12 protein-coding genes are annotated in these 13,835 nt (G+C 67.1%); 4 read left to right on the forward strand and 8 right to left on the reverse strand.

Annotation, left to right across the window (positions count from 1 at the left end; genetic code table 11):
- Positions 1–195 precede the first annotated feature (195 nt).
- Both G474_RS0101075 and G474_RS0101080 read left to right on the forward strand, forming a co-directional pair.
- Positions 196–789 (forward strand): Maf family protein, encoded by a 594-nt coding sequence (locus G474_RS0101075; RefSeq protein WP_026685373.1) that lies wholly within the window; start codon positions 196–198, stop codon positions 787–789.
- On the forward strand, positions 789–1,496 hold the full coding sequence (locus tag G474_RS0101080; protein ID WP_026685374.1) for an SAM-dependent methyltransferase: 708 nt from the start codon (positions 789–791) through the stop codon (positions 1,494–1,496). The genes G474_RS0101075 and G474_RS0101080 overlap by 1 nt, the downstream gene beginning before the upstream one ends.
- 62 nt (positions 1,497–1,558) lie before the next feature.
- On the opposite strand, the gene G474_RS0101085 is transcribed toward G474_RS0101080, so the two are convergent.
- Genes G474_RS0101085 through G474_RS0101100 form a run of 4 tightly spaced genes read right to left on the reverse strand, consistent with a single transcriptional unit; the run spans position 1,559 to position 4,556 of the window.
- Positions 1,559–2,527 (reverse strand): S49 family peptidase, encoded by a 969-nt coding sequence (locus G474_RS0101085; RefSeq protein WP_026685375.1) that lies wholly within the window; start codon positions 2,525–2,527, stop codon positions 1,559–1,561.
- An 11-nt stretch (positions 2,528–2,538) separates the two neighbouring features.
- Positions 2,539–2,886 (reverse strand): Rieske (2Fe-2S) protein, encoded by a 348-nt coding sequence (locus tag G474_RS0101090; protein WP_026685376.1) that lies wholly within the window; start codon positions 2,884–2,886, stop codon positions 2,539–2,541.
- Positions 2,865–3,521, reverse strand: coding sequence for an HAD family hydrolase (locus tag G474_RS0101095; protein ID WP_026685377.1), 657 nt, complete (start codon positions 3,519–3,521; stop codon positions 2,865–2,867). The genes G474_RS0101090 and G474_RS0101095 overlap by 22 nt, the downstream gene beginning before the upstream one ends.
- A gap of 12 nt (positions 3,522–3,533) precedes the next feature.
- Positions 3,534–4,556 (reverse strand): RluA family pseudouridine synthase, encoded by a 1,023-nt coding sequence (locus G474_RS0101100; protein ID WP_026685378.1) that lies wholly within the window; start codon positions 4,554–4,556, stop codon positions 3,534–3,536.
- A 444-nt stretch (positions 4,557–5,000) separates the two neighbouring features.
- On the opposite strand from G474_RS0101100, the gene G474_RS0101105 reads away from it, so the two are divergent.
- Positions 5,001–7,850, forward strand: coding sequence for a ribonuclease E/G (locus tag G474_RS0101105; protein ID WP_026685379.1), 2,850 nt, complete (start codon positions 5,001–5,003; stop codon positions 7,848–7,850).
- 154 nt (positions 7,851–8,004) lie between these two features.
- On the opposite strand, the gene G474_RS0101110 is transcribed toward G474_RS0101105, so the two are convergent.
- Positions 8,005–8,865, reverse strand: a complete 861-nt coding sequence (locus tag G474_RS0101110) for an alpha/beta fold hydrolase (RefSeq protein WP_026685380.1) — start codon at positions 8,863–8,865, stop codon at positions 8,005–8,007.
- Between the two features lie 30 nt (positions 8,866–8,895).
- On the reverse strand, positions 8,896–11,271 hold the full coding sequence (locus G474_RS0101115; RefSeq protein WP_043462744.1) for a DNA internalization-related competence protein ComEC/Rec2: 2,376 nt from the start codon (positions 11,269–11,271) through the stop codon (positions 8,896–8,898).
- Between the two features lie 100 nt (positions 11,272–11,371).
- Between G474_RS0101115 and G474_RS0101120 the strand changes: the two genes are divergently transcribed.
- A complete protein-coding gene (locus G474_RS0101120) occupies positions 11,372–11,926 on the forward strand; it encodes a DUF2062 domain-containing protein (RefSeq protein ID WP_026685382.1) in 555 nt (184 codons plus the stop codon).
- Here the strand turns inward: G474_RS0101120 and lolD are convergent.
- Complete coding sequence (gene lolD, locus G474_RS0101125; RefSeq protein ID WP_026685383.1) at positions 11,898–12,584, reverse strand: lipoprotein-releasing ABC transporter ATP-binding protein LolD; 687 nt, start codon at positions 12,582–12,584, stop codon at positions 11,898–11,900. The two genes, G474_RS0101120 and lolD, sit on opposite strands and share 29 nt — an antisense overlap.
- Positions 12,577–13,818, reverse strand: coding sequence for a lipoprotein-releasing ABC transporter permease subunit (locus tag G474_RS0101130; RefSeq protein ID WP_211228041.1), 1,242 nt, complete (start codon positions 13,816–13,818; stop codon positions 12,577–12,579). Before G474_RS0101130 ends, lolD begins: the two co-directional genes overlap by 8 nt.
- Positions 13,819–13,835: the final 17 nt, after the last annotated feature.

Below are 13,835 nucleotides of genomic sequence, written 5' to 3' on the forward strand. Positions count from 1 at the left end.
CTCCAACAACTCCAGGGAACCTTCAAGATTCCTGGATTCGCGGACAAATCGGTGGGCGTCGATCACGAGCTGTTGCGACATAGGGGCGGGATGATATTATTTTTGGCTTTGTAAGTCAAAGCACTAAAGCACTCTAAATATCGAAGCTAAGGTGTTGTGACATTTTCGCTTTTGCCCCGACACCCAACGCCTCCCATGCCCACGCCCGCCACGCCCCCCCTGGTTCTAGCCTCCACCTCCCCGTTCCGCCGTGAGCTCCTGTCCCGGCTGATCGCGGATTTCCAGGTCGCCGACCCCAGGACCGACGAAACCCCCCTCCCCGACGAAACGCCCGAAGCCCTGGCGCTGCGCCTGTCCGAAGCCAAGGCCCGAGCCGTGGCCCCCGGCCACCCCGGCGCCCTGATCATCGGCAGCGACCAGGTGGCCGTCTGCGACGGAAGAATCTATGGCAAGCCCGGCAATCATGAGAGGGCCGTGGCGCAACTGCAGGAACTCCGGGGCCGGACCGTGAACTTCTTCACCGGTCTCTGCCTGCTGGACACTCGCAACAACCAGGCCCATGTACGCGGCATCCCCACCCTGGTGACCTTCCGGGACCTGACAGACCAGGAAATCGCAGCCTACCTGGAGCGGGAACCCGCCTACAACTGCGCCGGCTCGGCCAAGTCTGAAGGCCTGGGCATCGCCCTGATCGCACGCCTGGAAGGCAGCGACCCCAATGCCCTGGTGGGCCTGCCCCTGATCGCCCTGTGCGACCTGTTCCGGGAAACCGGCCTGCGGGTGCTCTGATGACCGGCACCCTGCACCTGATCCCCGTTCCCCTGGGCCCCGGCGACACCGGGCAGGTACTGCCCGCCCCCGTGCTGGAGCAAGTGCGGCAGTTGCGCCACTTCGTGGTGGAACACGCCAAGACCGCCCGGGCCTTCCTGAAAGGGGTGGACATGCCCGTCCCCCTGCAGGAGCTGCAACTGCAGGAGTTGAACGAACACACCCGCAAGGAGGCCCTGCCCACCCTGCTCCAGCCCCTGCTGGAGGGCCATGACCTGGGCCTGATCTCGGAAGCCGGCTGCCCCGCCGTGGCCGACCCGGGCGCCGATCTGGTGGCCCTGGCCCAGGCCCGGAACATCCGGGTCCGCCCCCTGGTGGGCCCCTCCTCCCTGCTCCTGGCCCTGATGGCCTCCGGCCTCAACGGCCAGCGCTTTGCCTTTCATGGCTACCTGCCCGCCAAGGAAGACGAGCGCCGCCAAGCCATCCTGCAGCTGGAAAAGGAATCCCGGCGCCTGCGCCAGACCCAGCTCTGCATCGAAACCCCCTACCGCAACCAGGCCCTGTTCCAGGCCCTGCTGCAGCACTGCAACCCGGCCACCCGCCTCTGCCTGGCCACCGACCTGACCCTGACCAGCGAATCCATCCGCACCCTGAGCCTGGGCGAATGGCGCCGCCAGCCGCCCCCCGACTTTGAACGACGGCCCACGGTATTCCTGCTCCTGGCCTGAGCCCAAAAAAAGGGGCCTTCGATGGGCCCCATTTTTTTCCTGAATACAAGCTGCAGAAGTCGTTACTGGGCCTTCATCCCCAGGCTCTCCACCAGCCCCCGCCCGAAACCGGAAGCCGCATCGGCCCCCAGCCGCTTGGCAAAGCGCTCCGCCAGATTTTCCTTGACCGAGTAATCCACCAGCTTTTCCGCCTTGATCACGTCCCGGGCCACGGAATCCACGGTTCCCAGCTCGTCGGCCAAGCCCAGCTTGATGCTCTGCTCACCGGTCCAGACCAGCCCGGAGAACATGTCCGGGGTCTCCTGGAGGCGCTTGCCCCGCCCCAGCTTCACCACGTCGATGAACTGCTGGTGGATGGCACCCAGCATGGCTTCCACATGGGCCTTCTGGGCCGGATTCACGGGTGAGAAGGGATCCAGGAAGCCCTTGTTCTCTCCCGCCGTGAGCAGACGGCGCTCCACCCCCAGCTTCTCCATGGCGCCCGTGAAGCCAAAACCGTTCATCAGCACGCCGATGGAGCCGACGATGCTGGCCTTGTTCACGTAAATCTTGTCCGCACCAGCAGCGATGTAATAGCCGCCGGAGGCACAGAGATCTTCCACCACCGCGTACAGGGGAATATCCGGATGTTTGGCCTTCAGACGGCGCATTTCATCAAAGATGATGCCGGACTGAACCGGGCTGCCCCCGGGGCTGTTGATGCGCAGCAGCACGCCAGCGGTGTTCTTGTCTTCAAAGGCGGACTGCAGCGCCGCGTTGATCTTGTCAGCACTCACCTCCCCCTTGGCCTCGATGGCGCCATAAACGTTGATCAGCGCCGTATGGCGCTCGCTGCTGGCCGGCTCGCTGCTGGGCGCCCAGTCCATCACCGCCACCAGCACGGCAGCCAGGTAGGCAAAACCCACCAGCTTGAAGAAGATGCCCCAGCGGCGCCGGGCCTTCTGCTCGCTCAAGGCGGCAAAAGCCAGCTTTTCCAGGGTCTTGCGCTCCCAGTCGGGAGCATTGCGGGGATCGTTGGGAGGGGTATCCATTTATCGGTCTTCTAGTTTTCCATGAGAAAAATGCCATCCGCCCGCTCTTCCACCTGCAGGGGCTCCAGCCCCCGCCCGGCGCAACGCCCCGAAAGACAATGCCCCGATTCCGGGGCAAACAGGGCGCCATGGACGGCGCAGATCAAGTATAACCCGCTGGAATCAAAAAACAGCCCCGGCTGCCAATCCAGCTCTACCGGCACATGGCTGCAGCGATTCAGGTAAGCCCGGGGCCGCCCCCGGTAGCGCACCACGAAAGCCGGCACCTGCTCACCGTAGCGCTCGACCTCGAAACGCACCCCGGCGCCCCCGTCCTCCAGGGCCGCCCCGGCACAGATCAGGCGTTCTCCTGCAGCCATTGCTGCAAGGCCTCCACGCTATGGACACAGGCCAAGGGATCCAGGGCCAGCAGGTCCTCCAGGGCATGGGCACCGTAGCTCACCCCCACGCCACCGGTCCCGGCATTGCGGGCCATCTGCAGGTCATGGGTGGTGTCGCCTATCATCAGGGTCCGACCCGGCTCGGCCCCCAGTTCATCCATGAGCTCCTCCAGCATCTGGGGATGGGGCTTGGAGTGGCACTGGTCGGCACAGCGCAGGGCATGGAAATAGGCGCGCAGGCCGGAATGATCCAGGGCCCGGTCCAGACCCAGGCGGCTCTTGCCGGTGGCCACGGCCAGCCGGTAGCCCCGGGCTGCCAGTTCCTGCAGCAGGGCCTCCACACCGGCAAACAGCACCAGCTCATGGTCCCGGGAGAGATAGTGGTGGCGGTAACGCTCCACCATCTCCGGATAAGCCGTCTCGGGCAGGTCCGGAACCGCCAGTTGCAGGGCGTCGGACAGGCCCAGGCCAATCACGTGCCGGGCCCGCTGCTCCGGGGGCTCGGGCAGGCCCAGGTCGCGGCTGGCTGCCTGGATGGCATGGACAATGGCAGCGGCGGAATCCATCAGGGTCCCGTCCCAGTCAAAAACAATGAGGTCGAAATTGGTCTGCATGGTGTCTCGGAGTCAGGCGGGCGGCTGGAGTTCCGGCCCCGCCAGCAGTTCAGCCAGGTTGTCGGCGCTGTAATCCCGGGGCTCCCGCGCATCCAGGTGGGTGATGAACTGGCGCAGCGCCTCGGGCAGCGGCGCCACCAGATGCAGGCGCCGCGCCTCCAGGGGATGGGGAAAATCCATGGAACGGGCATGCAGGGCCATGCGCTTCAGGCCCTCCTTCTGCAAACTCTTGTTGAGCGCAAAGTCCCCGTACTTCTCGTCCCCCAGGATGGGATAGCCCAGGTGTGCCAGATGCACGCGCAACTGGTGGGTACGACCGGTTTTCAGCTGCCCCTCCAGCAGGCTGAAGCGCTGCCAGCGGGCCACCAGGCGGAACACCGTGTGGGAAGCCTTGCCCTGGGGATCGACCCGCACCCGGCGTTCGCCGGATTCGAGCAGATACTTGAACAGGGGCAGCTTCACCTGCTGCAGGGGATTCATCCAGCGCCCCCGCACCAGCATCAGGTAGCGCTTGTCGGCCACCTGCCCCGCTTCCCGGAACATGTCATGCAGGGCATTCAGGGCCGAGCGCTTCTTGCCCACCAGCAGCAGGCCCGAGGTTTCCCGATCCAGGCGATGGGCCAGCTCCAGGAACTTGGCCTGGGGCCGTTGCCGGCGCAGGGACTCGATCACCCCGAAACTGACGCCGCTGCCGCCGTGCACGGCAATGCCCGCCGGCTTGTCTATGGCCAGCAGCGCATCATCCTCATACACCAGGGGCAACTGCACCCGGGCCTGGGCCGCCTCCTCCACTTCGGAGACCCGGCGTTCGGCCAGCCGCATGGGTGGCAGCCGGATGCTGTCACCCAGCTGGACCCGGTAGGTGGCGTCGCAGCGCTTCTTGTTGACCCGCACCTCGCCACTGCGCAAAACCCTGTAGACGTGGCTCTTGGGAACCCCCTTGCAATACCTGAGCAAATAGTTGTCCAGGCGTTGCCCCTGCTCCTCTTCACCGATCACCAGATAGGCAACGGAATTTGTTCCTGCGTCAGACATTTTGCAATATACTGCCCCTCGATTTTGCGTCATGGACTGCAAGACAAGCCGCACCGTCAGACCGACCAGCACCTGGTTCCCGGCAACCCGTCCGGGGCCTTCCAAGCTGCAGTTGTTACCACAACCTAAATGTCGGCAGGTCCGGCCCACCTGGCTGCTTCACATACAGGCAAAAGGCCAAACTTGCCCAGTCTCCCGCAGATCAAACCGGTTAAGTTCGCTCACCAAAAGTAGCGATACTACTTGATTCGCGCATCGCAAGCATCCTCGGATCGTCCTCGCAGAATTCATGGTCTGTAGCCCTCGTGCTCCAGACTGCTTAAAAGCAGACCCCTGATCTTGAACCTTCAAACAACGGCATCCATGGAATCAACCGTTATCTGACCGGTCGCTGCTGCGTGGGCGCGCCGCCTGTCTTGGCGTGCGCAGGAGCCCCATAACAACATGAAACGCATGTTATTCAATGCGACACAGGCCGAAGAACTCCGTGTCGCCATTGTCGATGGTCAGAAACTGATCGATCTCGACATTGAATCGGCCGCCAAGGAGCAACGGAAGAGCAACATCTACAAGGGCGTGATCACCCGCATCGAGCCCTCTCTGGAAGCTGCTTTCGTTGATTACGGCGCAGACCGCCACGGTTTCCTGCCGTTCAAGGAAATCTCCCGCAGCTACTTCCAGCCCGGTGCCGACAGCCGCTCCTCCATCAAGGAAGCGCTCAAGGAAGGTCAGGAGCTGATCGTCCAGGTGGACAAGGACGAGCGTGGCAACAAGGGCGCTGCCCTGACCACCTACGTTTCCCTGGCGGGTCGCTATCTGGTGCTGATGCCCAACAACCCCCGGGGTGGCGGCGTTTCCCGCCGTGTAGACGGTGACGAGCGCGCCGAACTGCGGGAAACCATGGATCAGCTGGAAGTGCCCAACGGCATGAGCCTGATCGCCCGCACCGCCGCCATCGGCCGCCAGGCCGAGGAACTGCAGTGGGACTTGAACTACCTGCTGCAGCTGTGGCGCGCCATCGACAGCGTCGCCACCGAGCAGAAGGCTCCCCTGCTGATCTTCCAGGAAGGCAGCCTGGTGATTCGCGCCATCCGCGACTATTTCCAGCCCGAGATCGGTGAAATCCTCATCGACACGGACGAAATCTTCGAGCAGGCCCAGGCCTTCATGGCCCAGGTCATGCCCAACAACGTGAACCGGGTGAAGCGTTACCGGGACGACGTGCCCCTGTTCTCCCGCTTCCAGATCGAACACCAGATCGAGACCGCCTTCGGGCGGCAGGTGAACCTGCCCTCCGGCGGCGCCATCGTGATCGACCACACGGAAGCCCTGGTGGCCGTGGACGTGAACTCCGGCCGTGCCACCAAGGGTGCGGACATCGAGGAAACCGCCCTGAAGACCAACCTGGAAGCCGCCGATGAACTGGCCCGCCAGCTGCGTCTCAGGGACCTGGGTGGCCTGATCGTGATCGACTTCATCGACATGGAATCCCAGCGCAACCAGCGCGAGGTGGAAAACCGCCTCAAGGACGCCCTGAAGTTCGACCGGGCCCGGGTGCAGATGGGCAAGATCAGCCGCTTCGGCCTGATGGAACTGTCCCGCCAGCGCCTGCGTCCGGCCCTGGCCGAGACCAGCTACATCCCCTGCCCCCGCTGTACCGGCACCGGCCACATCCGCTCCACGGAATCCGCCGCCCTGCACATCCTGCGCATCCTCGAAGAGGAAGCCATGAAGGACAACACGGCCGCCGTGCATGTCCAGGTTCCCGTGGACGTGGCCACCTTCCTGCTCAACGAAAAGCGTGCCGACATCCAGGCCATCGAGCTGCGCCACAGGGTGTCCATCCTGCTGATTCCCAACATCCATCTGGAAACCCCGGCCCACGACATCCAGCGTCTGCGTCACGACGACCTGAATGCCGAGGATCTGCGCGAACCTTCCTACAAGATGGTGGAAGCCCCCAGCGAGGAAGCCCAGAAGCCGGCCAACGGCAAGCCCGAGGCCGTCAAGCCGCGCCAGGAAGCCGCCATCAAGAACATCACCCCGGAACAGCCGGCCCCGGTGGTGCAGGAAAAACCGGCGGCTGCGCCCCAGCCCGCCGAAGCCTACCCGGGCATCATTTCCCGCATCTTCTCCTGGTTCCGCAGCACCCCGGCCGCGCCGGCCCCCGCCGCAGCCCCCGAGCGCAAGCCCCGGGAAAGCCGGGAAGGCCGCCGGGACCGTAACGACAGCCGTCGCAACGGCCGCAGCAATGGTCGCAGCGACAGCCGCCGGGGTGAAGAACGGGAAGGCGACAAGCCGGCCCGGGAGAACCGTCCGGAACGGGGTGAAAACCGGGAAAACGCCCGCAGCGAATCCCGCAGCCGCAACCAGCGTGAGCCGCGCGAATCCCGGGAACCCCGGGAAGAGAAGGCCCCCCCCCAGGAAGCCCAGGCTCCCCGTGAGCGCAGGCCCCGGGGCGAACGTCGGGAACGCCCCCAGGCAGCGCCCCAGGTGGACCAGGAAAATCTGGACGTGAATGCAGCCGCTGCCGCCGCTGGCGTGGCCGCCACGGTCAATGCCGCGCTGGAAAACACCCAAGGCAGTACGGATGCGGAAGCCGGCGAGGAGCAAAACAGCCGCCGCCGCAACCGCCGCAGCCGTGGCCGTAACCGCAACAATGCCGAAGCCGGCAGCGAAATCCAGGAAAGCAGCGAAGCGCCCGTGCAGGAAAGCGCCGCCGCTCCGGAAATCCCGCTCACGGCGACGGTGGAAGCGGTCGCCGCCCAACCCGCCCCGGTGGTGGAAGCCCCTGAACCGGTGGAGGCCAAGCCCCAGCCCGCCATGGCAGCTGAAACTGTAGTAGCCGAAACTGCCGCAGCTGAAACCGTGGCAACGGCCGAGGCAGCAGCAGCCGCACTGAGCCCCGCCCCGGAAAGCATCCCGGCTCCGGTGGAAAACAGCGCGCCGGCGGTAGAAGAGGCGGTGGTGGCCAAGACTGCTCCGGCTGAAACGGCCAGCCCGGTATCCACCGAGGTCGCCGCAACGCCGGCCCCTGAGGCAGAGCTGACGGCGGCCCCGATTCAGGTGCCCGTGGCAGCCGCTGCCCCGGCAGAGCCAGCCGCTCCCCTGGTGGTTGCCGACCTGGAAAAGGAGCTGGAAGCCAGCGGCCTGGTTCTGGTGCAGACCAGCAGCGCCCCTGCGGCTCCCGCCGTCCAGGAAGCGCCGGTGCAACTGGGCCGGCCCCGGCGTAACCGCCAGGCCGCTGCCGCCCCGGCAGACGAGCCCCTGGTGATGGTGGAAACCCGGCAGTAAGACGGGAATTCCCAACCTACTCAAAAAGGAGCCCCCGGGGCTCCTTTTTCATTGCGGCCGCCCGGACTCGCCGGCACGGCCCGGCTGAAACGACGGCGCGCTGCCCTGTCGGGCGCATCAGCCTTGCCCCACTCCGGTAACCCGAGCCTGGAAGCTAAGCCAGCAACCAGTCCCGTAGCGGTTGAATCTGGCTGTCGTCCATCAGCATGGGGGCGTGGCCCACCTGGGGCACTTCCAGCAGGCTGGCCCGGGGGCCCCGGGCCCCCATGGCCTGCCAGGCTTCCCGGGTGAGCAGGTCCGAATCGGCGCCGCGCAGGGCCAGCACCGGGCAGGAAATGGCCTCGTAAAGGGGCCAGAGCTCCACTTCACTGGCCAGGTAATTGCCCCGGAACGGCTCGCCTATGGCCGGGTCGTGATGCAGCCGCCAGCCGCCCGCTTCCTGGACCAGGCTGTGCCGTTCCAGGTGCTGCCACTGGGCCTCGCTCAAGGCGCCGAACGGAGCACAGATGCGGCGGAAATAGCGACTGGCCTCCTCCCGGCTGTCCCAGCGCCGGTCCTCCCCCACGTAGCTGGCGATCCGCTCCAGGGCCGCCCGGGTGATCACCGGCCCCACGTCGTTGAGGATCAGGCGCCGCACCGGCGTATCCGCCAGGGCAGCCAGGCCCATGCCGATCAAGCCGCCCATGGAGGTGCCCAGCCAATCCACCTGCTCCACATTCAGGCGGGCCAGCAGCACCAGCATGTCCGCCAGGTACTGGGGCATGCCGTAGGCAGCCGGGTCCGCCAGCCGCTCGCTGCGGCCCCGCCCCGCCACATCGGGACAGACCACTCGGTAATCGGCCGCCAGGGCCCGGGCCAGATCGTCGAAATCCCGGCCGTTGCGGGTCAGGCCATGGACGCACACCAGCACCCGGGGATGATCCCGGGGACCCCATTCCGAATAAACCATGCGATGGCTGCCCCGCCCATCCGGGCAACGCACCCATTCCTCCCGTCGTTCCAGCTCCTGGCCCATGGCCTCTCCTCCCTGTTGATGACCGGCATCTTACCGCCCCCACCAGTAGCGCTGCCCGGCCTGACGCCAGGCGGTCAACTGGGGGGCGCTCCCGGAGAATTCCAGGATCAGGGCCCCGTCCCGGTCCGTACGCCAGACCTGGGCCCCCAGACCTGAGTAACGCTCCAGCACTTCCGGACGGGGATGCTGGAAACGGTTGCGGTAACCGGCGGAGGCCAGGGCCAGTTGCGGCCCCACGGCGGCCACGAAAGCCAGGGAAGAGGAGGTCGTGCTGCCATGGTGAGGCATCAGCAGGACCTCGGCCGACAGGGCGCCCCGGTCCAGAGCCAGCAGCTCCGCCTCCTCCCGGACCCCCAGGTCCCCGGGCAGCAGCAGACGCCCCGCCGCCGTGACGACCCGCAGCACGCAGCTGTCACCGTTGTCCCCCGCCAGAGTGCGGCCGGCCGGTGGGTGCAGGAACTCGAACTGCACCTGGTCCCACTGCCAGGCCTGCCCCCGCCGGCAAGGCTCCCCGCCCGGCAGCTCGGGAATGGAGGACAGCAGGCGCCGCACCGGCAGGGCCGCCCGGATGGAATCCAGGCCCCCCGCGTGATCCTGATCCCGGTGCGAAAGCACCAGCATGTCCAGCGCCCCTATGCCCCGCTGCCCCAGGTAGGGCAGCACCACCCGCCGCCCCGCGTCATCGCTGCCGTAGGCGGGGCCGGCGTCATAAAGCAGGCTATGGCCCGCCGTCTCCAGGAGCACCGCCTGCCCCTGCCCCACATCGAGCACCGTGACCCGCAGCTGCCCCGGCTCCAGCCGGGGGGCGGGCCAGAACAGCAGGGGCAGGAGCAGGACCAGCCCGGCTCCCCGGCCCAGCACGCCCCGGGGCAGGAGCAGCAAAGGCACCCCCAGGACCGCCAGCAGCACCGCCCAGAGGGCCGCAGCCGGCGGCCGCCAGGAAGGCCAGACCGCCAGCTGCTCCAAGCCCCCCATCAGGCCGGACATCAGCAGATGAGCCAGTTCCAGGAGGGGCAGGAAAGGCAGCCAGGCCAACAGGGCCGCCAGCAGCACCAGGGGCGTGACGATGAAACTCACTAGGGGAATGGCCACCAGGTTGGCCAGAGGCGACACCAGGGGAAACTGCTGGAACACCCAGAGCAGGACCGGCAGGGTCGCCAGGGTGGCAGCCCCCTGGGCCCGGCCGAACTGCAGCAACCAGCGGCGCCAGCGGCCGCCCGCCCCATCCGGAGGCTGCTCCTGCAGTCCGGCCCAGAGCAGGGCCGCCACGGCCCCGAAAGAGAGCCAGAACCCCGGGGCCAGCACGGCCCAGGGATCGAACAGCAGCACCCCGGCCAGGGCCAGCAGCAGGATGCGTCCGACCCCGACCCGACGCCCGGAAAGCAGGGCCAGGGCAGCGATGCCCAGCATTAGGCAGGTGCGCTGGGCGGGGATGCCGAAACCGGACAGGAGCCCGTAGCCCAGAGCCCCCAGGGCGCCCCCCAGCAGGGCGGCCTGCTGGGCCGGCAGGCGCAGACAGAGCCGGGGGTGGCGGCGCCACAGGCGGTTGATCAGGAAGGCCAGGAGACTGGCGATCAGGGTCACGTGCAGCCCGGAAATACTCATCAGGTGGGTGGTCCCGGTGCGGTTGAAGACGTTCCACTGCGCTCCGGGAATGGCGCGCTGGTCACCGATGGCCAGGGCCACCAGGATGCCCCCATAGGGCGCCTCCCCCAGGCGGGCGAGGAAAATCTCCCTCAGGGACTGGCGCAGCCGGTGCACCAGGGCCATCCCGGCCCCCAAACCCGGGGGGGCCAGCCGCCGGGCCCCGGGCTCGGCCCGCACATAACCGGTGGCGCGCAAGTTGCGCTCCAGCAACCAGGCCTCGTAATCGAAACCGCCCGGGTTGGCCTGCCCATGGGGCCGCTTCAGGCGCACGGTGAGGGCCCAGTGCTCCCCGGCACCCAGACGCTGCCCGCCTGCCCCCTCCTCGTCCTCGGCGCCACGGCGATAGCGGCTCAGCCACAGGTACTCCGGCACCCGGGCCCCGGGGGTCAGGACCGCCTCGACCCGGAACTCGAAGCGCTGACCCCGCTCGAAGTCCATGGGCAGTGACACCACCTGCCCCTGCAGCTGGATGTCCCGCCCTTCCCAGGCCGGGTCCAGGGCATCCCCGAGCCGCAGTTCCGCCCGCCAGGCGGCCCAGCCGAAGCCAGCGGCCAGCCCCGCCAGCAGGGCCAGGCCGCTTAGCCCCAGGGCCAGGCCCCGGCCCCGGGAAACCCGGGCCTGGATGGCAAGGACGACGAAATGAAGGAAAATGCCCGGAACCAGGCCGAGGGCAGCCCAGGCCGGCAGTGCCGCCTGCTGCTGCAGGAGAAGGACCCCCAGGGCCCCCGCCAGGAGAAAGATGCCCGTTAACTGCCCCATCGGGCCATTAAAGCAAAGGGCAGCACAAAACCCAAATGCATACCCCCCAATCCCGCCCGACGCAACCCCGCCCAGCCCATAAACCCAGGCCAGGACCCGCATGCGCAAACACCTGAGACGCTATCTGCCCGATCCCCAGAGCCTCCAGCAACACCGCTGGCTGGGCCTGCTCGGCCCCACCCTGAGCCATCCCCGGCTGTGGCATCTGAACCGCCACTCGGCCGCCGGCGGCATCGCCACCGGCCTGTTCTGCGGCCTGATTCCCGGCCCGTTCCAGATGCCGGGCGCCGCCCTCTGCGCCATCCTGTTCCGGGTCAACCTGCCCCTGGCCGTGGTCACCACCCTGTACACCAATCCCTTCACCCTGGTGCCCCTGTACCTGCTGGCCTACGAGATCGGCAGCCTGTTCCTGCCCCAGGAGGGGAATTTCGTCGAACCGCCCCAGTTCGCCCTGGCCACCCTGCCCCAATGGACCCGGGCCATGGGGGAATGGATGCTGGGCCTGGGCAAGCCCCTGGGGCTGGGCCTCCTGATCCTGGCGGTGGTGCTGGCCCTGGCCGGCTATTTCCTGGTGCGCCTAGCCTGGCGCATCTACCTGATCCGCGCCTGGGGCCGGCGCCGCCGGGTCAGATCAGCTGCCCGTCCTCAAGACTGAGGGTACGGCCGGTGCGGGCGGCCAGAGCCTGATCGTGGGTGACGATGATCAGGCTGGTGCGCCCCGAGCGGGCCCGCTCCAGGAGCAGTTCGAACACCCCTTCTGCCGTATGCCGGTCCAGGTTGCCGGTGGGCTCGTCGGCCAGGATGCAGGCCGGCTCGGTCACCAGGGCCCGGGCAATGGCGGCCCGCTGGCGTTCGCCGCCGGAAAGCTCCCCCGGCCGGTGTTCGACCCGGTGCCCCAGCCCCACCGCCGTCAGCATGGCCCGAGCCTGCTCCAGGGCTGCGGCCCGGGGCTGACGCCGGATCAACAGCGGCATGGCCACGTTTTCCAGGGCGGAAAACTCCGGCAGCAGATGATGGAACTGGTACACGAAGCCCAGGTGTCGGTTGCGCCAGTCGCCCCGGGCCGCCTCCCTGAGGCCGGAGAAATCCTGCCCCATCAGCTCGACACTGCCGCTGCTGGGCGCATCCAGCCCCCCCAGCAGGTGCAGCAGGGTGCTCTTGCCGGACCCGGAGGCGCCAACGATGGCGACGCTCTCCCCGGCCTCCACGCACAGGTTCACTTCCCGGAGCACGCTCACTTCTTCCTGCCCCAGGGCGAAGCGCTTGCCCAGGGCACGGCATTCCAGCACCGTCTGCATGCTTGTCTCACTCATAGCGCAGGGCCTCCGCCGGATTCACCCGGGCGGCGCGCCAGCTCGGGTAGAGGGTGGCCACCAGGGCCAGGACGAAGGCAATCAGGGTGACCCCCCAGACATCGCCCCACTGCAGTTCGGACGGCAGCTCGGAGATGTAATAGACCTCCTTGGCCAGGAACTGGGTACCGAGCAGGCGCTCGATGAAGGGCACCACCACATCGATGTTGAGGGCCAGGCTGACGCCACCGACCACTCCTAGCCCCAGGCCGATGCAGCCGATCAGGGCACCCTGGATGATGAACACGGTCATGATGCTACCGGGCCGGGCTCCCAGGGTGCGCAGGATGGCGATGTCCGCCTGCTTGTCGGTCACCGCCATCACCAGGGTGGAAACGATGTTGAAGGCGGCCACGGCCACGATCAGGGAGAGGATGATGAACATCATGTTCTTCTCGATCTGCACGGCCCGGAAGAAATTGGCATGGCTGCGGGTCCAGTCGGCCACATAGGCGTCGGCGTTGATCATGCCCGCCACCTCCCGGGCCACCCGGGGCGCATCGAAGAGGTCGTTCAACTTGAGGCGCACGCCGCTGACCCGGTCCCCGAGCCGGTACAGCTTCTGGGCATCCCCCAGATCCACCAGGGCCAGGCCGGAGTCGTATTCGAACATGCCCACCTCGAAGATGCCCACCACCGTAAACGCCCGCAGCCGGGGCACCACGCCAGCCGGGGTGACGGAGCCCTGGGGCGCGATCACCGTGACCTTGTCCCCCAGATGCACCCGCAGGGCCCGGGCCAGTTCGCTGCCCAGGATGATGCCGAACTCCCCGGGTTTCAGGTCATCGAGCTTGCCGCTCTGCATGTAGCGGGCAAAATCCGCCACCCGCTCTTCCAGCATGGGCTCTATCCCCCGCACCAGCACCCCGCGCACCTCCTGATCCACGGACAGCATGGACTGGGCCTGGACGAAAGGCGCCGCCGCCTGGACCTCCGGATGGGCGCCAGCCTCCATGGCCACCCGGGACCAGTTGGGCAGGTCCCCGTCCATGCCGTTGATCTGGACGTGGGAAGCCACCCCCAGGATGCGGGTGCGCAATTCCGTCTGGAAACCGTTCATCACCGACAGCACCACGATCAGGGCTGCCACCCCCAGGGCTACGCCCAGCATGGAAATCAGGGAAATGAAGGAAATGAAATGGTTGCGGCGCTTGGCGCGGGTATAGCGCAGGCCGATGAATATCTCGTAGGGCAGAGCCACCGGGAGGGACC

The organism is Azovibrio restrictus DSM 23866 (assembly GCF_000429665.1).
Classification (GTDB): domain Bacteria; phylum Pseudomonadota; class Gammaproteobacteria; order Burkholderiales; family Rhodocyclaceae; genus Azovibrio; species Azovibrio restrictus.

Bases quoted from the DNA above. Each gene is read 5' to 3' on its own strand.
- G474_RS0101075 (WP_026685373.1), top strand. From the start codon at position 196: ATGCCCACGCCCGCCACGCCCCCCCTGGTTCTAGCCTCCACCTCCCCG.
- G474_RS0101080 (WP_026685374.1), top strand. From the start codon at position 789: ATGACCGGCACCCTGCACCTGATCCCCGTTCCCCTGGGCCCCGGCGAC.
- G474_RS0101085 (WP_026685375.1), bottom strand. From the start codon at position 2,527: ATGGATACCCCTCCCAACGATCCCCGCAATGCTCCCGACTGGGAGCGC.
- G474_RS0101090 (WP_026685376.1), bottom strand. From the start codon at position 2,886: ATGGCTGCAGGAGAACGCCTGATCTGTGCCGGGGCGGCCCTGGAGGAC.
- G474_RS0101095 (WP_026685377.1), bottom strand. From the start codon at position 3,521: ATGCAGACCAATTTCGACCTCATTGTTTTTGACTGGGACGGGACCCTG.
- G474_RS0101100 (WP_026685378.1), bottom strand. From the start codon at position 4,556: ATGTCTGACGCAGGAACAAATTCCGTTGCCTATCTGGTGATCGGTGAA.
- G474_RS0101105 (WP_026685379.1), top strand. From the start codon at position 5,001: ATGAAACGCATGTTATTCAATGCGACACAGGCCGAAGAACTCCGTGTC.
- G474_RS0101110 (WP_026685380.1), bottom strand. From the start codon at position 8,865: ATGGGCCAGGAGCTGGAACGACGGGAGGAATGGGTGCGTTGCCCGGAT.
- G474_RS0101115 (WP_043462744.1), bottom strand. From the start codon at position 11,271: ATGGGGCAGTTAACGGGCATCTTTCTCCTGGCGGGGGCCCTGGGGGTC.
- G474_RS0101120 (WP_026685382.1), top strand. From the start codon at position 11,372: ATGCGCAAACACCTGAGACGCTATCTGCCCGATCCCCAGAGCCTCCAG.
- lolD (WP_026685383.1), bottom strand. From the start codon at position 12,584: ATGAGTGAGACAAGCATGCAGACGGTGCTGGAATGCCGTGCCCTGGGC.